The 19,236-nt window shown below is 72.8% G+C and carries 19 protein-coding genes; 7 read left to right on the forward strand and 12 right to left on the reverse strand.

What is annotated here, in order from left to right; translation table 11 throughout:
- Positions 1 to 6: 6 nt before the first annotated feature.
- Positions 7 to 390 (reverse strand): BlaI/MecI/CopY family transcriptional regulator, encoded by a 384-nt coding sequence (locus tag ASG76_RS04695; protein ID WP_056600674.1) that lies wholly within the window; start codon positions 388 to 390, stop codon positions 7 to 9.
- Between the two features lie 110 nt (positions 391 to 500).
- Here ASG76_RS04695 and ASG76_RS04700 point away from each other — a divergent pair, with 110 nt between their 5' ends.
- From ASG76_RS04700 to cydD, 3 genes are read left to right on the forward strand one after another with little or no spacing between them, the layout of a single operon-like run.
- Positions 501 to 1,946, forward strand: a complete 1,446-nt coding sequence (locus ASG76_RS04700) for a cytochrome ubiquinol oxidase subunit I (RefSeq protein WP_056600677.1) — start codon at positions 501 to 503, stop codon at positions 1,944 to 1,946.
- Between the two features lie 48 nt (positions 1,947 to 1,994).
- Positions 1,995 to 3,011, forward strand: a complete 1,017-nt coding sequence (gene cydB, locus ASG76_RS04705; RefSeq protein WP_056600680.1) for a cytochrome d ubiquinol oxidase subunit II — start codon at positions 1,995 to 1,997, stop codon at positions 3,009 to 3,011.
- The gene (cydD, locus tag ASG76_RS04710; protein WP_056600682.1) at positions 3,008 to 6,349 is read left to right on the forward strand and encodes a thiol reductant ABC exporter subunit CydD; all 3,342 of its coding nucleotides are present in this window, start codon (positions 3,008 to 3,010) and stop codon (positions 6,347 to 6,349) included. The genes cydB and cydD overlap by 4 nt, the downstream gene beginning before the upstream one ends.
- On the opposite strand, the gene ASG76_RS04715 is transcribed toward cydD, so the two are convergent.
- From ASG76_RS04715 to dapA, 3 genes are all read right to left on the reverse strand, one after another.
- Positions 6,312 to 8,096 (reverse strand): ATP-binding protein, encoded by a 1,785-nt coding sequence (locus ASG76_RS04715; protein WP_082587250.1) that lies wholly within the window; start codon positions 8,094 to 8,096, stop codon positions 6,312 to 6,314. The genes cydD and ASG76_RS04715 overlap by 38 nt on opposite strands.
- Positions 8,097 to 8,159: 63 nt before the next feature.
- Positions 8,160 to 9,845, reverse strand: a complete 1,686-nt coding sequence (locus ASG76_RS04720) for a ribonuclease J (RefSeq protein ID WP_056600686.1) — start codon at positions 9,843 to 9,845, stop codon at positions 8,160 to 8,162.
- 31 nt (positions 9,846 to 9,876) lie between these two features.
- Positions 9,877 to 10,767, reverse strand: coding sequence for a 4-hydroxy-tetrahydrodipicolinate synthase (gene dapA / locus ASG76_RS04725; RefSeq protein WP_056600689.1), 891 nt, complete (start codon positions 10,765 to 10,767; stop codon positions 9,877 to 9,879).
- 62 nt (positions 10,768 to 10,829) lie between these two features.
- Between dapA and ASG76_RS04730 the strand changes: the two genes are divergently transcribed.
- Positions 10,830 to 11,162 (forward strand): TfoX/Sxy family protein, encoded by a 333-nt coding sequence (locus tag ASG76_RS04730; RefSeq protein WP_056600691.1) that lies wholly within the window; start codon positions 10,830 to 10,832, stop codon positions 11,160 to 11,162.
- A 46-nt stretch (positions 11,163 to 11,208) separates the two neighbouring features.
- Positions 11,209 to 11,997, forward strand: coding sequence for a hypothetical protein (locus tag ASG76_RS04735; RefSeq protein WP_056600693.1), 789 nt, complete (start codon positions 11,209 to 11,211; stop codon positions 11,995 to 11,997).
- A gap of 7 nt (positions 11,998 to 12,004) precedes the next feature.
- On the opposite strand, the gene ASG76_RS04740 is transcribed toward ASG76_RS04735, so the two are convergent.
- From ASG76_RS04740 to ASG76_RS04750, 3 genes are all read right to left on the reverse strand, one after another.
- The gene (locus ASG76_RS04740; protein ID WP_056601020.1) at positions 12,005 to 12,415 is read right to left on the reverse strand and encodes an NUDIX hydrolase; all 411 of its coding nucleotides are present in this window, start codon (positions 12,413 to 12,415) and stop codon (positions 12,005 to 12,007) included.
- Positions 12,416 to 12,657: 242 nt separating this feature from the next.
- Positions 12,658 to 13,008, reverse strand: coding sequence for a GntR family transcriptional regulator (locus tag ASG76_RS04745; protein ID WP_056600695.1), 351 nt, complete (start codon positions 13,006 to 13,008; stop codon positions 12,658 to 12,660).
- The gene (locus tag ASG76_RS04750; protein WP_056600698.1) at positions 13,005 to 13,499 is read right to left on the reverse strand and encodes a dihydrofolate reductase; all 495 of its coding nucleotides are present in this window, start codon (positions 13,497 to 13,499) and stop codon (positions 13,005 to 13,007) included. The genes ASG76_RS04745 and ASG76_RS04750 overlap by 4 nt, the downstream gene beginning before the upstream one ends.
- Positions 13,500 to 13,593: 94 nt before the next feature.
- Here ASG76_RS04750 and ASG76_RS19720 point away from each other — a divergent pair, with 94 nt between their 5' ends.
- Complete coding sequence (locus ASG76_RS19720) at positions 13,594 to 13,728, forward strand: hypothetical protein (protein ID WP_268788339.1); 135 nt, start codon at positions 13,594 to 13,596, stop codon at positions 13,726 to 13,728.
- An 8-nt stretch (positions 13,729 to 13,736) separates the two neighbouring features.
- Here ASG76_RS19720 and ASG76_RS04755 read toward each other — a convergent pair whose 3' ends face one another.
- From ASG76_RS04755 to gcvT, 5 genes are read right to left on the reverse strand one after another with little or no spacing between them, the layout of a single operon-like run.
- A complete protein-coding gene (locus ASG76_RS04755) occupies positions 13,737 to 14,531 on the reverse strand; it encodes a thymidylate synthase (RefSeq protein ID WP_056600701.1) in 795 nt (264 codons plus the stop codon).
- A 20-nt stretch (positions 14,532 to 14,551) separates the two neighbouring features.
- Positions 14,552 to 15,334 carry a class I SAM-dependent methyltransferase gene (locus ASG76_RS04760; RefSeq protein WP_082587251.1) on the reverse strand — a complete coding sequence of 261 codons (783 nt, stop codon included), beginning with the start codon at positions 15,332 to 15,334 and terminating at the stop codon, positions 14,552 to 14,554.
- Between the two features lie 59 nt (positions 15,335 to 15,393).
- Entirely contained in the window at positions 15,394 to 16,263 is an 870-nt protein-coding gene (locus tag ASG76_RS04765) for a hypothetical protein (protein ID WP_056600706.1), read from the reverse strand.
- Positions 16,264 to 16,300: 37 nt separating this feature from the next.
- Entirely contained in the window at positions 16,301 to 16,552 is a 252-nt protein-coding gene (locus ASG76_RS04770) for a hypothetical protein (protein ID WP_056600709.1), read from the reverse strand.
- Entirely contained in the window at positions 16,552 to 17,661 is a 1,110-nt protein-coding gene (gene gcvT / locus ASG76_RS04775) for a glycine cleavage system aminomethyltransferase GcvT (RefSeq protein WP_056600711.1), read from the reverse strand. Before gcvT ends, ASG76_RS04770 begins: the two co-directional genes overlap by 1 nt.
- 54 nt (positions 17,662 to 17,715) lie before the next feature.
- Between gcvT and ASG76_RS04780 the strand changes: the two genes are divergently transcribed.
- Positions 17,716 to 19,221, forward strand: coding sequence for a leucyl aminopeptidase (locus ASG76_RS04780; RefSeq protein WP_056600714.1), 1,506 nt, complete (start codon positions 17,716 to 17,718; stop codon positions 19,219 to 19,221).
- The last annotated feature ends 15 nt before the right edge of the window (positions 19,222 to 19,236 follow it).

Here is a 19,236-nt window from a genome sequence, read left to right on the forward strand (position 1 = left end):
GCCGCCTCAGGCGAGCTCGGCGAGCGCGCGGCGCAGGGCCGCGAGGTCCTCCGCGCTGGCCTCCCCCACGAACGACACCAGCGCCTGGCCCCTCTCCGCGCCGGTGGCGTCGAGCGCCTCGCGCATGAGCTCGGCCGTCATCGCCGCCCGGCCCAGGCGTGGGGCGTAGCGGAAGGCACGCCCCTCGCGCTCGCGCACCACCACGTCCTTGGCCACCAGGCGGTCGAGCACGGTCATCACGGTCGTGTAGGCCAGGTCGCGACCGACCAGGCGGGCGTGGACCTCGCGGCCGCTGGCGCCCCGCGACTCCGCGCCACCGGTCGCGTCGAGGTCCCAGAGGCACTCCAGGACGGCCTGCTCCAGCTCGCCCATGCGGGACCTTGGACTCATGGAACAGGAGTCTAGGGTCCCTGTGCGCAGAACTACGACACGCCGTAGTATCTACTACAATCTGTCGTAATGCTGCGCGCCTCGGCGCCTGACCTGCAAGGGGTGTGCCCATGGACGTGCTCGACATCGCGCGGTGGCAGTTCGGGATCATCACCGTCTACCACTTCCTGTTCGTGCCGCTGACGATCGGGCTCACGGCCGTCATCGCCGGGCTGGAGACGGCGTGGGTGCGCACGGGCAAGGAGGACTACCTCCGGCTGACGAAGTTCTTCGGCAAGCTGTTCCTCATCAACTTCGCCATCGGCGTGGTGACCGGGATCGTGCAGGAGTTCCAGTTCGGGATGAACTGGTCGGACTACTCGCGCTTCGTCGGCGACATCTTCGGCGCACCGCTCGCGGTCGAGGGCCTGCTGGCCTTCTTCCTCGAGAGCACCTTCCTCGGCCTGTGGATCTTCGGCTGGGACAAGCTCCCCCGCGGCCTGCACGCAGCGACGATGTGGCTGGTGCACCTCGGCACCCTGGCCTCGTCCTGGTTCATCCTGGCCGCCAACTCCTGGATGCAGCACCCGGTGGGCTACCGCTACAACCCCGACACCGGCCGCGCGGAGCTCACGGACTTCTGGGCGGTGATGTTCAACAGGGTCCAGCTGGTCACCTTCCCCCACGTGGTCATGGCGGCGTACATGACCGCGGGCGCGTTCCTGCTCGGCGTGAGCGCCTACCTGTACATGAAGAAGAAGCACGAGGCCGACCGTCCGCTCTACCACCGCGCGATCCGCATCGGCGCCGCGGTCACCCTCCTGGCCGGCCTCGGCGTCGCCATCACCGGCGACCTCCAGGGCAAGGTGATGACCGAGGTGCAGCCGATGAAGATGGCGGCCGCGGAGGGCCTCTACGAGACCAGCTCGAGCTGTGCGCCGTTCTCGGTCTTCACCGTCGGCACGCCCGACGGCAAGGAGGAGAAGTTCGCCGTCACCGTCCCGTGCCTGCTGTCCTTCCTCGGCACCGGCTCGGTCGACGGGGAGGTGCAGGGCATCAACCCGCTGCGCGAGCAGTACGTCGCCCAGTACGGCGACGACCCCACCACCAAGGCCTTCACCGACGGCGACTACACCCCAGTCATCCCGGTCACCTACTGGTCGTTCCGCTTCATGATGGGCCTCGGCTTCTTCGGTGCCGGCGGTGCCGCGCTCATCCTGTGGCTGACCCGCAGGGGCCGCACGCCCGGCGTGCGCTGGCTCGGCACCCTGGGGCTGTCGCTGCCCATCGCCATCACCCTCGCCAGCTCGTGGGGCTGGATCTTCACCGAGATGGGCCGTCAGCCATGGGTGGTGTTCGGGCTGATGACCACCGAGTCCGGGGTCTCCCCCGGCGTCTCGACCTTCGAGGCCGCGACGTCGCTGATCGTGCTGACCCTGCTCTACGCCGTGCTGGCGGTGATCGAGGTGAAGCTCCTCGTGACCTACGTCAAGAAGGGCGCCGAACCCTTTGAGGAGCCCCCGCTCGTCAAGGTCGGCGGCTCCGACGACGACCGCCCGCTCACCTTCGCCTACTGACCGCCGCTGACCTCCCCTGACCTCCCCCGGACTGGAGAAAGACACCCCATGGAACTGACCACCGTCTGGTTCGCGCTGATCGCCGTGCTCTGGGTCGGCTACTTCTGCCTGGAGGGCTTCGACTTCGGCGTCGGCATGCTGCTCCCCGTCCTGGCCCGCGACGACACCGAGCGCCGCGTCATGATCAACACGGTCGGCCCCGTCTGGGACGGCAACGAGGTGTGGGTGCTGGTCGCCGGTGGCGCCACCTTCGCCGCCTTCCCCGAGTGGTACGCCACCCTGTTCAGCGGGTTCTACCTCCCGCTGCTGCTGATCCTCGTCGCGCTGATCGTGCGCGGCCTGGCCTTCGAGTACCGCCACAAGCGCCCCGACGCGACCTGGCAGGGCCGCTGGGACCTCGCCCTCATCATCGGTTCCGTGGTGCCCTCGCTGCTGTGGGGCGTCGCGTTCGCCAACATCGTCGCGGGCGTGCCGATCGGCGCCGACAAGGAGTTCACCGGCTCGCTCCTCACCCTGCTCAACCCCTTCGGTCTCCTCGGCGGTCTCGTCACCCTGTCGCTGTTCGCCACGCACGGTGCGATGTTCGTGGCGCTCAAGACCGACGGCGAGATCCGGCACCGCGCCCGCGACCTGGCGGTGCGGATCGGCGTCGTCGCCGCGGTCCTGGCCGTGGTGTTCCTGCTCTGGACGCAGCTCAGGACGGGCACGGCCCTCACCGCGGTCGTCTTCGCCGCGGCAGCCGCGGCCCTGGTCGCGGGCCTCGTCTCGGCACGCGCGGGCCGCGAGGGCTGGGCGTTCATCGGCACCTTCGTCACCATCGCGCTGGCCGTCGTCGGGCTGTTCCTCGCGCTGTTCCCCGACGTGATGCCCTCGACGACCGACACGGCGTTCTCGCTCACGACCACCAACGCCGCCGCGACGGCGTACACGCTGAAGGTGATGACGTGGGTCGCGGTCGTGTTCACCCCGATCGTGCTGGGCTACCAGGCCTGGACCTACTGGGTGTTCCGCAAGCGGATCGCCGTGCACCACATCCCGACGCCCGAGCTCGCCGACGCCCGGTGAAGCCCCTCGACCCGGCGGTCCTGACCCACCTCCGGCCCGCGCGCGGCTCGCTGTCGGTGGTCGTCGCCGGAGGTGTGGTCGGCGGCCTCGCGACCGTCGCCCAGGCCTTCGCCCTCGGGGCGCTCGTGGTCGCCGCCGTGACCCGCGCTCCCGGTGGCTGGCAGGCGTACGCCTGGGCGTTCGCCGCCCTCGTCCTGCTGCGGACCGCTGCGGCGTACGTTGCCCAGCTGGCGGCGGCGCGTGCCGCGGGCGAGGTGTCGGGCGCGCTGCGCGAGCGGCTGGTCGACGCCGCCCGCCGCACCGACGACGTGCCTCCTGCCCGGCTCGCCGTGCTGGCGACGCGCGGCGTGGCCGGGGTCGAGCCCTACATCACGCGCTACCTCCCCGCCCTGGTCCCCGCCGCCGTTCTGCCGCTCGTCACGCTGGCGGCGATCACCTGGCTGGACCCGCTGTCGGGACTGGCCGTGGCCCTGACCCTGCCGCTCGTGCCGGTCTTCGCGGTGCTGGTCGGCATGACCACCCGCGACCGGGCGCGCACCCAGTGGCGCGCGCTCGAGGCCCTCTCGGGGCACTTCCTCGACGTGGTGCGCGGCCTGCCGACGCTCGTCGCGCACGGTCGGGCCGAGGCACAGGTGGGCACGATCCGGTCCGTCACGCAGCGCTACCGCCGCGCCACCGTCGACACCCTCAAGCTCGCCTTCGCCTCCTCCTCGGTCCTCGAGCTGGTCGCGACGCTCTCGGTCGCGCTGGTCGCGGTGACGGTCGGCCTCAGGCTGGCCTCGGGCTCGGTCGACTTCCGGGTGGCGCTCACCGTGCTGCTGCTGGCGCCCGAGGCCTACTGGCCGCTGCGACGGGTCGGCGCGGAGTTCCACGCCGCGGCTGAGGGGACGGCGGCGCTGGCCGACGCCGACGCCCTCATCACCCGGGCGGCGACGAGGGAGACCGGCGACCTGCGCCCGTCCGGCACCGGGCTCGCGCTCCGCCGCCTCGTCGTCGGTCACGACGTCGCGCTGACCGCGCCCCTCGACGTCGACCTGCCCGCGCGTGGTCTCGTCGCTGTCTCCGGGCGGTCCGGCTGCGGGAAGTCCACCCTGCTCGCGACCCTGCGCGGCGAGCTCGAGGCGCACGGCGGCGAGGTGCTCGTCGACGATGCTCCCCTGGCGTGGGTGGACCCGCGCTGGTGGCGCGACCAGGTCGCGTGGGCGCCGCAGCGCCCCTGGCTGCTCGCCGACACCATCGCCGCCAACGTCAGGGTCGGGCGCCCCGGCGCGGAGGACGACGAGGTGTGGGCGGCACTGCGGAGCGTCGGCCTCGACGACGCGTTGCGCGCCCTGCCCGACGGCTGCGACACCGTGCTCGGCGAGGACGGCGCCGGGCTCTCGGCCGGCCAGCGGGCCCGCGTCGCCCTGGCCCGGGTCGTGCTCGCCGCGCGCCCGGTCGTGCTGCTCGACGAGCCCAGCGCGCACCTCGACGCGGAGACCGAGCGGATCCTCCTCGAGACCGTCACGAGGCTGGCCCGCACCAGCCTGGTCGTCGTCGTGGCCCACCGTCCGGCCGTCCTCGACGCGGCCGACTGGATCGTCGCGCTCGAGCCCGACCCCACTCGTCGTCCGGAGGTGGCGGCAGATCGCCCGCACCTGGCGGGCGAGCCTGCGATGTCCCGCCGCGACGCGCCGGCGGCGACGGACGTGCAGGACGACGTACGCCCGCGCTGGGGCTTAGGCACCGCCACCCTGCTCGGCGCCCTGTCCACCGCATCCGGCGTCGCACTGACCGCGACCGCAGGCTGGCTCATCACCCGCGCGAGCGAGCAGCCGCCGGTGCTGCACCTCATGGTCGCGATCGTCGGTGTGCGGCTCTTCGGCCTGGCGCGGCCGGTGCTGCGGCACGCCGAGCGCGTCCTGAGCCACGACGTGGTCCTGCGCGAGCTGGCCGAACGCCGCGCGCAGGTCTTCGCCGACCTCGTCCCGCTCGTGCCGGGTCGTCTGGGCCCCCGTCGCGGCGACCTGCTGACCCAGGTGGTGGACGACGTCGACGCACTGCTCGACGAGCGGCTGCGCGTGCGGCAGCCCGTCGCGACGGCGGGGCTCGTCGGCGCGGGCGCCGTCCTCCTGACCGGGCTGGTCTCCCCCGTCGCCGGCGCCGTGGTGCTCATGGTCGTGGCCACCGGTGCGGCCGCGTTCGTGCTGGCGCGACGTGGCGTCGCGGCGGCCGAGCCGATGGTGGTGGCGCGCCGCGCCGCCCTCGCGACCCACGTGGAGGAGGTCGCTGCCGGCCTGCGCGAGCTCGAGCAGTGGGGCGCCACCGACCGCGCGCTGGCGTCACTGCGTGCGGACGGCGCTGCCCTCACCCGGGCCGTACGCCGCTCCGCGGGCGCCGTCGCGGCCGCCACCGCACTCGCCAGCACAGCCGCCGGGCTGGGCGTCGTGGCCGTCGCGGGCCTCGTCGCACCGGGCTTGGTGAGTCCGGCGGTGCTCGCGCTCCTCCTGCTCGTGCCCCTCGCCCTGGGCGACGCCACCGGCGCGCTGGCCGACGCCGGTGCGCTGGCGGTGCGCGCCCGCGCGGCCCGCGGCCGCCTCGACCGGCTGGCCACGACGGCGCCCGCCGTCACCGACCCCCGGACACCCGAGCCCCTGCCCAGCACCCACGACGTCGCCCTGCGGCGGGCGACGCTCGGCTGGGACGAGCGGCTGGCGCTGACCCTGGAGCACCTCGACATCCGGGCGGGCGAGCACCTCGGCGTCACCGGGCCGTCGGGGTCGGGCAAGTCCACGCTCGCCGCGACCCTGGTGCGCTTCATCGACCCGCTCGCCGGCGAGGTCCTGCTCGGCGGCACCGACCTGCGCCACCTCGCGCTGGGCGACGTACGCCGCACCGTGGGGCTCGTCGACGACGACCCCCACGTGTTCGCCTCGAGCCTCGCCGAGAACGTCCGCCTCGCCCGGCCCGGCGCGACGGACGACGAGGTCAGCGCGGCGCTCGAGCGGGCGCGGCTCGGGTCGTGGATCTCCGGCCTCCCCCACGGCATCGACACCCACGTCGGTGCGGGGTCGCGCGAGGTGTCGGGCGGCGAGCGGGCCCGGCTCGCCCTGGCCCGGTCGCTGCTGGCCGACCCGCCGGTGCTGGTGCTCGACGAGCCGACTGCTCACCTCGACACGGCGACCGCGCGCGAGGTCACCGCGGAGATGCTCGGCTCCGCCGCGCAGGCGGGCCGCTCGATCGTGTGGATCACCCACGGCACCGTCGGGCTCGACGCGATGGACCGGGTGCTCCGGCTCGACGCGCCCGAGGGCCTGGAGCTCAGCCCGGGTCTCGCGGTGAGCGCAGCGGCAGGGTGAAGCGGAACGTGCTGCCCTGACCCAGCTCCGACGTCACCGTCAGGGTGCCGCCGTGCGACTCCGCGATGCGCTGGGCGATGGGCAGCCCGAGGCCGGTGCCCGGCACCGACAGCGCGTTGGGGTTGGTCGAGCGGTGGAACGCGGAGAAGACGTGTGCCTGGTCGGTCTGCGAGATGCCGATGCCGGTGTCACTGACCTCGATGCTCACCTCGTCGTCGTCGACCTCCATCGACACCTCGACCGAGCCGTCCTCGGGGGTGTACTTCACGGCGTTGTCGACCATGTTGTCGATCACCCGGGCCAGCTCCTCGGGGTCACCGAAGACCACGACCGGGCCGGGCCCCGTGCGGAGGAAGCGCAGCCCCACCCCGGCCTGCTTGGCGCGGATGCTCAGCAGGTCGACGCTGGCCTCGCACAGCTCGGCGAGGTCGACCGCCCGGCGCACGGTCTCGCGCCGGCCCTGGATGCGGGAGTAGTGCAGCAGGTTGGCGACCAGGTTGTTGAGCCGCTGGGCGTTGCGGATGATCGCGTCGAGCGAGGTGAGGTCGGGGTGCCGGTCGGAGATGAGCTCGGCGTGGCCGAGGATCGCGGTCAGCGGCGTCTTCAGCTCGTGGGAGATCGTCGCGATCAGCTCGCTGCGGTAGCGCGCGAGCTCGCGCAGCTCCTGCACCAGGCGCTGCTCGGTCTCCAGCACGCGTGAGGCGCGTACGGTCTGGGCGAGCAGGCGGCCCACCTCGAGCACGGCGTCGGCCTCGGAGGCGGTCAGCGGCCGGGCGTTTCGCGCGAAGCCGAGCACGAGGTAGCCGACGAGGTCGTCCTGCGACACCAGCGGGCAGACGAGCGCCCGCTCGACGCGCATCGCCCGCATGAGCTCCTGCATGCGCTCGGCGCTGCGTGGCAGCTGCGCCGACCCGAGGTCTCCCACCCCGAGCTCGACGAGCACCGGGAGTTCGTCGAGCGCCGCCAGGTCCTGACGGATCTCAGGGACGTCGTAGTCGGGAGTGAACGTGTGCGGCGTGCCGACCCCGATCTGGCTGCCCTGGACGTCGCTGGGGAACGTGCGCACCACCGCCTGGGTGGTGCCGAGCGACTCCGCCACCGCGCCGAGGGCGGTGGTCAGCGCCGGGGTGAGGCCGCCCTGGACCCCGGCGCCGGCAGCGGCGACCGAGGTGAGCATCCGGTCGAGCCGGGCCCGGTCGGTGAGCCGCTCGCGCTCGCGGGCGTTGGACAGTGCGACACCGGCCTGCACCGCGAACATCTCGAGGAGCTCGCGGTCGGCCTCGGCGGGCACCCGGCCGTCGGCCGGGAGGTCGACGGCCATGTTGCCGAGCAGCTCGCCGCCCGCGGAGTAGAGCGGGGCGTAGAGGGCGTGCTGGGGGTGCCAGGCACCCGGGTCGTCGCTGGGCTCGACCTCGGGGATCCAGGCCGCGCGCAGCCGCTCCTCCGACATCCGGCCGGCCGGTACGAAGCGCAGGATGCCCCACCGGTCGGCCTCGCGGAACTCGTCGAGGATCTGCTCGGCCGGGGTGCGCCGGTGCAGGATCTGCGCGACCACCTCGGGCGGGCCGGCGACGTTGGTCATCACCAGGACGTCGCCCTCGAGCCGGGCGATGGCGGCCACGCCGTAGCCGAGGACGTCGACCACCCCGTGCGCGATCTCCTCCAGGATGACCTCGGTGTCGGTCGAGGAGTTGACGCGTCGCATCAGCTCAGCGAGACGACTCAACGCCCCCTGGTTGCGCGGCATGCCCACCTCCCCACGAGGTCCACCGGCTGCAGCCCTCCAGCCCCGGACAGGACTCTAGGGCCGTCAGGCCTCGATCACCACAGGAATGATCATCGGACGGCGGCGGTGGGCCCGGTTGACCCAGCGACCGACGACGCGGCGCACCGTCTGCTGCAGCTGGTAGGAGTCGTTGGCCCCGTCGGCGACGGCGGCGTTGATGGCGTCGATGAGGGGCTGACGGATCTCGTCGAAGGTCGTCTCGTCCTCGGCGAAGCCGCGCGCGTGGATCTCCGGACCCGACACGACCTTGCCGGTCACCGAGTCGACCACCACGATCACCGACAGGAAGCCCTCCTCGCCGAGGATGCGACGGTCCTTCATCGAGGACTCGGAGATGTCGCCGATGGTGGTGCCGTCGACGAAGACGTAGCCGACATCGACCTTGCCCACGACCTTGGCCACGCCGTCGACCAGGTCGACGACGACGCCGTCCTCGGCCAGCACGACGTTCTCGACGCCGGTGGCGCGGGCCAGGTCGGCGTTGGCGCGCATGTGGCGGATCTCGCCGTGGACCGGCATCACGTTGCGCGGCTTGACGATGTTGTAGCAGTAGAGCAGCTCGCCGGCGCTGGCGTGGCCGGAGACGTGCACCAGCGCGTTGCCCTTGTGGACCACGTTGGCGCCCAGGCGCGAGAGCCCGTTGATCACGCGGTAGACGGCGTTCTCGTTGCCGGGGATGAGCGAGCTCGCGAGGACGACGGTGTCACCCTCCTCGAGGTGCACGAAGTGGTGGCTGCGCTGCGCGATGCGACTGAGCGCCGACATCGGCTCACCCTGCGAGCCGGTGGAGATCAGCACCTGCTTGTGGGGCGGGAGGTCCGCGAGCTCCTTGGCCTCCACCATCACGCCGGGCGGCACGGTGAGGTAGCCCAGGTCCTGGGCGACGGCCATGTTGCGCACCATCGAGCGCCCGACGTAGGCGACCTTGCGGCCGTGGGCGACCGCGGCGTCGAGCACCTGCTGGACGCGGTGCATGTGGGAGGCGAAGCAGGCCACGATGATGCGCTGCTCGCTCTTGGCGAAGACCCGGTCGAGGACGGGGCCGATCTCCTTCTCCGACGTGGTGAAGCCCGGGACCTCGGCGTTGGTGGAGTCGGTGAGGAAGAGGTCGACGCCCTCGTCGCCGAGGCGGGCGAACTCGTTGAGGTCGGTGATGCGCCCGTCGAGCGGGAGCTGGTCCATCTTGAAGTCACCCGTGTGCAGCACGACGCCGGCACCCGTGCGGATCACGACCGCCAGCGCGTCGGGGATCGAGTGGTTGACCGCGACGAACTCGAGCACGAAGGGACCGAAGGTGATCGTCTGGCCCTCGGCGACCTCGTAGTGCACCGTCTCCTTGAGCCGGTGCTCACGCAGCTTGGAGCCGAGGAGCGCGAGGGTGAGCTTGGAGCCCACGAGCGGGATGTCGCCGCGCTCGCGCAGGAGGTACGGCGTGGCGCCGATGTGGTCCTCGTGGCCGTGGGTCAGCACCAGCGCCTCGACGGCGTCGAGCCGGTCACGGATGGGCTCGAAGTCGGGCAGGATCAGGTCGACGCCCGGGTGGTGGTCCTCGGGGAACAGCACGCCGCAGTCGACGAGCAGCAGGCGTCCGTCGTACTCGAACGCGGTCATGTTGCGGCCCACCTCGCCGAGCCCGCCGAGCGGGATGACCCGGAGGCCTCCGGCCGGGAGGGGGGCGGGCGCGCTCAGGTCGGGATGCGGGTGGCTCAAGGGTTTCCTTCGTTCGTGGAGAGGGTGTGTCTCACAGGAGGCCGGCGGCGACGAGCCCGGCGCGCAGCGCCGCGACCTCGTCGTCGTCCAGGGCGACCAGCGGGCCGCGGACGCGGCGGTTGTCGAGCACGCCGAACAGCTCGAGGGCTGCCTTGGCGGTGGTGGCTCCGTAGTTGGGGACGCCCATGACGGCGTCGAACGCCGGGACCAGCGAGGTGTGGATCCGCAGCGCCTCGGCGTGGTCGCCGCGCACCCAGGCGTCGATCATCGACGCCAGCTGGTCGCCGGCCGCGTGGGCGACCACCGAGACCAGGCCGACGCCGCCGTAGGCGAGGTAGCCCAGGGTGTTGGCGTCGTCGCCGGAGTAGACCGAGTAGCCCATGTCGACGAGCTGCGCGGTGCGGGCCAGCAGGCCCGATGCCTCCTTGACCGACACGACGTGGTCGTAGGAGCGCATCGCCTCGTAGGTGTCGAGCTCGATGAGCGTGGCCGTGCGGCCCGGCACGTCGTAGAGCATGACCGGGAGGTCGGTGGCCTGCGCGACCGAGGTGAAGTGGTGGCGCAGGCCGACCTGGCCCGGCTTGTTGTAGTAGGGGCTGACCAGCAGCACGCCGTCGACCCCGACCTTCGCGGCCTGCTCGGCGAGCTCGACCGAGTGGGCGGTGGAGTTGGTGCCGACGCCGGCGACGACCGTGGCGCGGCCCCCCACGGCGTCCTGGACGGCGCGGAGGATCTCGCCGTCCTCGGCGACCGAGGTGGTCGGGCTCTCCCCCGTCGTGCCGCTGACGACGACGCCGTCGCTGCCGTGGTCGACGAGGTGCGCGGCGATCCGGGCCGTCCCGTCGAGGTCGACGCTGCCGTCCTCGTGGAACGCGGTGGCCATCGCGGTCAGCAGTCGGCCGAACGGGACGTTGTCGCTCATGCGGTGAAGGTTATCGCTCCTGCTCCTTCCGGGTGTCGGCGGCGAGCCGCATACTCCGTGCCATGGGCTACGACGAGGCGCTGGCGCGACGGATCCACGACCAGCTCGACGCCGAGGCCGGGGTGACGTCGCGCGCCATGTTCGGCGGGCTCGGCTTCATGGTCGACGGGCACATGGCGGTGGCCGCCGCGAGCTCCGGGGCGCTCATGGTGCACGTCGACCCGGCGGACGGGGCCCGCTGGGTCGACGGTGAGACGGTCAATCCGATGGAGATGCGCGGCCGCTCGATGGCAGGGTGGCTGCTGGTGGCGCCCGAGGCGGTGGCCGACGACGAGCAGCTCGACCTGTGGGTCGGGCGCGGCGTGGCCCACGTCCGGACGCTGCCGCCGAAGTAGGCCGAGCAGCCCGCCCGGGCAACCGACCAGCAGAGTCAGGACCCCGATGCCGCACCTCGATGCCCCCGGCTGGCTCACGCCCGCCCAGCGGCAGACGATCCACGCGCTGGCCGAGCGCAACGATGCCGCCCACGGGGACGGGCTGCTCGGGATGGTGCTGAGCGGGTCGGCCGGACGGGCGTACGCCACTGAGCACTCCGACCTCGACGTCATCGTCGTCCTCACCGACGAGGCCGCCGCCTCCCGCACCACCGCGAAGTCGCCCGAGGTCGACGAGATCGTCGACTCCTGGTCCGAGCTGACGACGCTGCCGCCCTTCGGCAGCGAGCACTGGTGGTACCGCTGGTCCTACGCGTGGGCACCCGTGCTGCTCGACCGCACCGGTGGCGAGCTCGCCCGGGCCGTGGAGCGCCAGGCCTCGCTCGACCCCGAGGAGGCCGACGCCGTGCTCCTCGACCACGACCGCCTCGACGGCTGGGTCAACTTCGGCTACCGCGCGCTCAAGAACGACCGTGACGGCCGCGACCTCGAAGCCCGCCTCGACGCGGGCGAGTCCGTGCCGTGGCTGCTCGACGTGGTCTTCGCCCTCGCCGGACGGGTGCGCCCCTACAACAAGTACCTCCCCTGGGAGCTGCGCACGCACCCGGTCGCGGGGTGGCCGGCCGAGGAGCTGCTCGACCTCGTGCAGCGCTCGCTCGACGGAGACCCCGGCGCGGTGCGCGAGACCTTCCCCCGCGTGCGGGCAGCGTGTGCGGCGTACGACGAGGAGCGCGGGCACACCCGCACGAGCGACATGATCGCCGGCTGGGGCGACGAGCTCGCCGTCTTCGGCTGAGCGTCGCTCAGCCGGCGCCGACCCGTTCCCGGATCACGGGGAGCACGTGGTGCTCGAGCATCGGCGCGAGGTCGTCGGGGTGCTCGCGCAGCGGGGTCCAACGGACCTCAGCAATCTCGGCGGAGGCGACGGGCTCGGCGTCTGACTCCACCCAGAAGACCGTGGAGTGCAGCGAGTGCCCGGGCTCGTTGGCAGCCTCGGAGTGGAACTCCCCCAGCAGCGTGGCCGACTCGATCCGCAGCCCGACCTCCTCGAAGGTCTCGCGCAGCGCGGCGTCGCGCGCCGACTCCCCCGGCTCGAGCTTGCCGCCGACCAGCATGAAGCGCTCGGTGCCGCGCTTGCGCACGGTGAGCACGTGGCCGTCGCGCACCAGGGCGACCGCCGCGACGACGATGTGCTTGCCGGCGACCGGGTCCATGCCCGGAGCCTGCCACGGGTGCCCGGACAGCACGCAGCCACCCTGACCGGGGCTTACCCGGCGGGTGGCTGCGTGGTGCTGCTCGCTGGTCCGTCAGCCGCCTCTCGGCGAAAGGCCGCTCGCAGCGGCAAGGGGTGAGGCCCGGGGGCATGATGCGGAGCCAACTGTCCGGTCCAACGAGGCCGGTGGCGCGAGCATTCCGTGTCCTGCCTCACGCCCGGCCGCGACTCCGCGGACGCGCGTCAGCGCCCGAGCGCGCGGCGTACGGCGTCGAGCGCCTCGGCGTCGGAGCGCCCCAGCGAGCGCGCGGTCGCGACGTAGCTCGACGCGGCAGCGCGCAGCGACGACTCCACCCCGGTGCCTGCGACGAAGGTGCCGGCCCTGCCCCGCGTCTCCACGACGCCGAGCGCCTCCAGCTCCTTGTAGGCGCGGGCGACGGTGTTGGGGGCGAGGTCGAGGTCCGCAGCGAGCGAGCGCACCGGCGGCAGCCGGAAGCCCGGGTCGAGCACGCCGGACTCGACCTGCGAGCGGATCGACTCGCGCACCTGCTCGAAGGGAGGCACGCCGGAGGCGGCGTCGACGGTGATGTTCACGCCGCGGGGTCCATCCGCTCGAGCCACACCCGCTCGTAGCCGTCGAAGCGCTCACGGGCGGTCTCGACCCACTCGGTCGCGGGGAACTGCGGGTAGTGCACGTCGCCCTCGGGCTCGAGGTCGACCTCGGTGAGCACCTGGTGCGTCGCGTGGGGCAGCAGGGCGGCGTAGACCTCGCCGCCCCCTGCCACCATCAGGTCACCGGGCTGCTCGGTGGCGAGCTCGAGCGCCTGCTCCACCGTGTGCGCGACCAGGACGCCCTCGTGGGACCAGCCGAGGTGACGCGTCAGCACGATCGTCGTACGCCCGGGCAGGGGGCGGCCGATCGACTCGAAGGTCGTGCGTCCCATGAGCAGCGTGTGGCCCCAGGTCAGCTCCTTGAACTGCGCCTGCTCCCCCGGGAGCGTCCATGGGATGTCAGGCCCGTTGCCGATCACCCGGTTGCGGGCATGGGCGGCGACGAGGACGACACGCTGGTCGGGACGGGTCACGGGACCGACCCTACTGATGACCGGGCCTTCGGCCCTGCCGCCGGTGCCGGTCAGGTGCCACGGTGGGCGTCAGGACCGACCTCTGGAGGCTGCGATGAGCACCACCGACGACATGACGTGCCCCGACTGCCACGCGCGCGTGGGCGACCTCGCCGCGCACGAGAAGTGGCACACCCGGCTGGTGGCCGACGTGGCCAAGGCGGTCAACCAGGCCCTCGAACGCCGTTAGGCGGCGGCTCAGACGGCGATGGGCGCCTTGATGCCCGGGTGGGGGTCGTAGCCCTCGACCGCGATGTCCTCGAGGTCGAAGCCGTCGATCTCGCTCACCTCGGGGTTGAGCACGAGCCGCGGCAGCGCGCGCGGCTCGCGGGAGAGCTGCAGCCGCGCCTGCTCGACGTGGTTGAGGTAGAGGTGCGCGTCACCGAGCGTGTGCACGAAGTGGCCGACCTCGAGGCCGGTCACCTGGGCGACCATGTGGGTCAGCAACGCGTAGGACGCGATGTTGAAGGGCACGCCGAGGAAGGTGTCGGCCGAGCGCTGGTAGAGCTGGCAGCTCAGCCGGCCATCGGCGACGTAGAACTGGAACAGCGTGTGGCACGGCGGCAGCGCCATGTCGTCCACGTCGGCGACGTTCCACGCCGAGACGATGTGGCGACGCGAGTCGGGGTTGGTGCGGATCCCCTCGACCAGCCGGCTGATCTGGTCGACGTGGCGACCGTCGGGGGTGGGCCACGAGCGCCACTGGTAGCCGTAGACCGGGCCGAGGTCGCCGTCGGCGTCGGCCCACTCGTCCCAGATCGAGATCCCGCGGTCCTGCAGCCACTTCACGTTGGTGTCACCGCGCAGGAACCACAGCAGCTCGCCGAAGACCGAGCGCGTGTGCACCTTCTTGGTGGTCACGAGCGGGAAGCCCTCGGACAGGTCGAAGCGCATCTGGTGGCCGAAGACGCTGAGCGTCCCGGTGCCGGTGCGGTCGGTCTTCTCCACTCCCTCGTCGAGGATCCGCTGGAGCAGGTCGAGGTAGGCGCGCACGAGGCGACTCTACGACGAACCTAGGACCTGGGCACCCGCGCCTCGACGTACGCCGCCGTGGCTGGGAAGACCATCTCGCCGTGGTCCATCAGCGGCTCGGCGAGGCGGTCCAGCTCCACCCGCATCCGGTCCTGCACGTCAGGCGTCTGCGCGGCCCAGGCGACGCCCACGCCACCGACCCCGCCGGTGACGCCGGCCCAGAAGTCCTCCGGTGAGACCCGCCACACCCAGTCGACCATGCGGGAGTCGGTCACCGAGGCCCCTGCTGCAGCGAACAGCTGCCCGAGGCCGTCGAGGCTGCGCTCGAAGTCGAGAGACTCGTCGAGGCGGGGGTAGACCGGCTCGACAGCCTCGCTGGCCTCCATCACCTCGCGGAACAGCGCCCCCTGCACGGTGGGAGCCGACGTCCAGATCGTCGCCCGGACCGACCCGCCCGGCGCGGCGAGCCGGACGAGCTCGCGGGCGCCGGCCCGAGGGTCCTCGACGTGGTTGAGGACGAAGCTGGCGACGACGGTGTCGAAGCCGTCGTCGGCGAACGGCAGGTCGGGCAGGCTGGCCACCGTCACCTCCGTCCCGAGGCGCTCGCCCGCGAGCGCAGCCATCTCGAGGTCGAGCTCGACGGCGACGGCCTCGCAGCCCGCGTCCCGCGCCGCCTGCACCAGCGCACCGGTGCCGCAGCCGACGTCGAGCAACCGGCCGCCCGGCGGCAGTCCCGCCGTCAGGGTCGGGATGCCGCCCTCGCACAACCCCGCGAAGCTCCGCGCGTACGCCCGAGCCACACCTGTCCACAACGCCTCAGCCACGTGCGGAGGCTACCCACGCGCGCCGGAGCTACTCGTCGGTTGGCGACGTGGGGGCGGCCTCACCGCAGCCGCACGGTGCCTTCCGCCAGCACGGTCAGCGGCGCGTCGCAGGTGGTCTCGGTGCGGCACACCACGAGGGCCCGCCGCCCGGACTCGGACTGGCGTACGGCATCCAGCGCACCGTCGCGGCGCGAGGAGTCGATCAGGTGCGCCCATCCCCCGTCGGCGAGCGGCACGCTCTGCACCAGCACGTCGTAGGGGCCCAGCGTGTCCGCCAGGCCTGCCATGGGTGGCGCGAGGGACAGCTCGTCGAGGGAGGCGGGCGCGTCGTCGACCTCGTCGACGTCACCGTCGGCGGCCACGCGGACCACCTCGCCCGACCTCAGCCGCGCCACCACGTGGTCCCCGTCGGCGACGAACACGTCGATCCCTGGCAGGTCGACGACGACGTCGGCGAGGTGGAGCTCGCCCTGGGCATACCAGGGCACGGGCAGCTCGTTGGCCTCCTCGCGCACCGCGGGCGGCTCGGGCCGCGCCGCCCACCACGCCCAGCCCGCCGCCAGCACGCCCGCCGCGACGAGGCCGGCGAGACCGCGCCGGGCACCACGCCACCGACGCGTGGTCCGCAGCGCCTCGGCGCGAGCCAGCCAGGCGTCCGCGGTGTCGCGCGGGTCGAGGGGACGTACGCCGTGGGGTGCCGGCTCGCCCGGACGCACGGGCAGTCCGGCCCGCTCGCGTGCCTCGGCCCAGAGACTGACGTCGACCTGCTCGTCGCGCACCCGGCGCGACCACTGCCGCCGGCTCGCCACGAGCGTCTCGGCGACCGCGAGCCGCGCGTCGTCGGGCGCGACGCCGTCGTCCTCGAGGCCACCGACCAGGTCGGGCCAGCGCGCGTCGACGTAGCGGGTGAAGTCGGGATCGGCGCTCACGGCGTGTCTTCGGTGCGGGCGCCGGGCACGGATGGGCTCAGGCGCTGAGCGACATGGGGCCGTAGACCTGGCGGTCGTGCTCAAAAAGCGTCACCGCGGCCACGCCGTGCTCGGCGAGGTCGGCCCAGATCTCACCGACCCACGACTCGGCGTCGCCCTGCGTGCCGAAGCGCTGGTCGGAGTGGCCCTCCACCTCGACCGCCTCCCCCGCGGCGTCCTCGAGGCGCCACCACCAAGGCCGGTCGGAGGCCGACGGCTGGCGGAACGTGGGGGGCTGCCCGGGCAGCATCAGGACTCCTTGACCGAGGGGTCGACGAAGGGCGGCTTGACAAGCTGGAAGATCTCGCGCCGTCCGCGGACGTCGACGCCGACCTCGGCGTCCTCGGCGACCATCGTCGGGATCAGCGCGAGGCCGATGCCCTTCTTGAGCGTCGGGGAGAAGGTGCCGGAGGTGATGTCGGCCAGCGGCACGTCCTGGGTGAGGGTGACGCCCATGCCGGGGCGCGGGATGCCGCGACCGACCGCGACGAGCCCGCGCAGGCGGCGCTTCGGCCCCTCCTCCTTGACCTTCAGCACCGCGTCGCGGCCCCAGAAGGCGTCCTTCTTCCAGCCCACGGCCCACGACAGCCCGGCCTCCACGGGGTTGGTGTCGAGGCTGATGTCCTGGCCGTGGAGCGGGTAGCCCATCTCGGTGCGCAGCGTGTCGCGGGCGCCGAGCCCGCAGGCCGCGATCCCCCACTCCTCGCCGGCCGCCATCAGCTCGTCCCACAGCCGACCGGCCGCGTCGTTGACCACGACGAGCTCGTAGCCGCGCTCGCCGGTGTAGCCGGTGCGGCACACGACGACGCCGACGCCGGTGTCGCCCAGCTCGGCCTCGACGAAGGACATGTAGTCGTGGCCGGTCGGCAGGCCGACCTTGGCCAGCACCTCGTCGGAACGGGTGCCCTGCACGGCGAGCACCGCGTAGTCGTCGTGGTGGTCGACGACCTTCACGCCCTCGGGCGCCTGCGCCTGCAGGCGGCGCACGACCTCGGCGGTGTTGGCGGCGTTGGGGATCAGCAGCACGTGCTCGTCGTCGTGCCAGTAGGCGATGAGGTCGTCCACGATGCCGCCGGACTCGTCGAGGCAGAGGGTGTACTGCGCCTTGCCGGGGTGGATCTTGGCCAGGTCGTTGGACAGCGTCGCGTTGACGAAGTCGGCGGCGCCCGGGCCGGACACCATCGCCTTGCCCAGGTGGCTCACGTCGAAGATCCCGACCGACTCCCGCACGGCCGTGTGCTCCTTGACGACCCCGGTGGGGTACTCCAGCGGCATGGACCAGCCGCCGAACTCGGCGAACTTGGCGCCGAGCGCCTCGTGACGGTCGTGGAGGGGCGACTGCTTGAGCGTTGCGGCCATGGCTCGAAACCTACCGCAGCGTCCGGACAGCCGGACCTCCCCTAACATGCCCGCGTGACCTCGTACTCCCTGCGCAGCTCCAGTCCTGCCAAGACCCGCGCCGACGCCGTCGTCGTCGGTGTCGTCGCCACCGGTGACGGGCCGCGCCTGTGCGACGCGGCCGACGAGGTCGCCCAGGCCTACGGCCGGCGGCTGCGGCCGTTCCTGTCCACCATGGGCGTGACCGGCAAGGCCGGCGAGGCGGTCAAGGCACCCACGCGCGACGAGGTCAACGCGCCCCTCCTGGTCTTCGTCGGGCTCGGCGAGGACGCGGGCGACCCCGTCGCCGTACGCCGTGCCGCGGGCGTCGCCGCGCGCAGCGTCCCCAACGCGGCCTCCGTCGCCCTCGCCCTGCCGAGCGACACCCCGGAGCTCGTCGAGGCGGTCGTGGAGGGCCACCGGCTCGGCGGCTACACCTTCACCGCCTACAAGTCGGCGAAGGCCGAGACGACCGAGCCCACCGACGTCGTGGTGCTGACCCCCATCGCCCGGCGCGCCGAGGCGACCGCGGCGCTCGAGCGCGCCGAGGTCCTCGCCGACGCCGTGGCCCTGACCCGCGACTGGGTCAACACCCCTCCGATGGACTGCACGCCCCCGCTGCTCGCCGAGCTCGTGACCGCTGCGCACAAGGAGGTCACCAAGGGCCGTGGCGCACCCAAGGTCACGCTCGAGGTCTTCGACCACGAGCAGCTCGAGGAGATGGGCTGCGGCGGCATCCTGAGCGTCGGGAACTCCTCCGCGGCACCGTCGCGGCTGGTGCGGCTCACGTGGGCACCCAAGGGGGCGACCACCCACCTCGCGCTGGTCGGCAAGGGCGTCACCTTCGACTCCGGCGGCCTCACCATCAAGCCGTCCTCGAGCATGGTCACCATGAAGGGCGACATGGCCGGTGCGGCCAGCGTCGTCGCGGCGACCCTGGCCATCGCGCGCCTCGGGCTGCCGATCAAGGTCACCGCCTACGCACCGATGGCGGAGAACATGGTCTCCGGCACCGCCACCCGCCCCGGCGACGTGATCACCATGCACAGCGGCACGACCGTCGAGATCGCGAACACCGACGCCGAGGGCCGGATGCTGCTCGGCGACGCGCTCTCGATGGCGGTCGGCGACGAGCCGGACGTGGTGGTCGACATCGCGACGCTGACCGGCCACATGCAGCTCGCCCTCGGCGACAAGGTCGGTGCCGTGATGGGCACCGACGAGCAGGTGCAGGCGGTCCTGGCCGCGGGCGTCGCCGCCGGCGAGCAGCACTGGCCGATGCCGATCCCCGAGGAGATGTCGGAGCGGATCACCAGCTCCAAGGTCGCCGACCTGCTGCAGCACGACTGGGTGCGCTGGGGAGGCGGCCTCTACGCCTCGGCCTTCCTGCGCGAGTTCACCGGCGGCCTGCCCTGGGCGCACCTCGACATCGCCGGCAAGGAGATGAACACCGGCGGCCCCTACGGCCACGTGCCGAGCGGGGCGACCGGGTTCGGCGTGACCACACTCGTCGAGCTGGCCCGGGCGCTGTCGGAGGCCTGAGCCGACCGCTCGGTC

It is taken from the genome of Nocardioides sp. Soil774, from assembly GCF_001428125.1.
In the GTDB taxonomy this organism is placed as follows: Bacteria; Actinomycetota; Actinomycetes; order Propionibacteriales; family Nocardioidaceae; genus Nocardioides.

What these genes read in the sequence shown, in the direction of transcription:
- ASG76_RS04740 (WP_056601020.1), bottom strand. Translation starts at nt 12,415, where the DNA reads ATGGACCCGGTCGCCGGCAAGCACATCGTCGTCGCGGCGGTCGCCCTG.
- ASG76_RS04695 (WP_056600674.1), bottom strand. Translation starts at nt 390, where the DNA reads ATGAGTCCAAGGTCCCGCATGGGCGAGCTGGAGCAGGCCGTCCTGGAG.
- ASG76_RS04770 (WP_056600709.1), bottom strand. Translation starts at nt 16,552, where the DNA reads ATGCTGCCCGGGCAGCCCCCCACGTTCCGCCAGCCGTCGGCCTCCGAC.
- cydB (WP_056600680.1), top strand. Translation starts at nt 1,995, where the DNA reads ATGGAACTGACCACCGTCTGGTTCGCGCTGATCGCCGTGCTCTGGGTC.
- ASG76_RS04715 (WP_082587250.1), bottom strand. Translation starts at nt 8,096, where the DNA reads ATGCCGCGCAACCAGGGGGCGTTGAGTCGTCTCGCTGAGCTGATGCGA.
- dapA (WP_056600689.1), bottom strand. Translation starts at nt 10,767, where the DNA reads ATGAGCGACAACGTCCCGTTCGGCCGACTGCTGACCGCGATGGCCACC.
- ASG76_RS04700 (WP_056600677.1), top strand. Translation starts at nt 501, where the DNA reads ATGGACGTGCTCGACATCGCGCGGTGGCAGTTCGGGATCATCACCGTC.
- ASG76_RS04730 (WP_056600691.1), top strand. Translation starts at nt 10,830, where the DNA reads ATGGGCTACGACGAGGCGCTGGCGCGACGGATCCACGACCAGCTCGAC.
- ASG76_RS19720 (WP_268788339.1), top strand. Translation starts at nt 13,594, where the DNA reads ATGAGCACCACCGACGACATGACGTGCCCCGACTGCCACGCGCGCGTG.
- ASG76_RS04735 (WP_056600693.1), top strand. Translation starts at nt 11,209, where the DNA reads ATGCCGCACCTCGATGCCCCCGGCTGGCTCACGCCCGCCCAGCGGCAG.
- gcvT (WP_056600711.1), bottom strand. Translation starts at nt 17,661, where the DNA reads ATGGCCGCAACGCTCAAGCAGTCGCCCCTCCACGACCGTCACGAGGCG.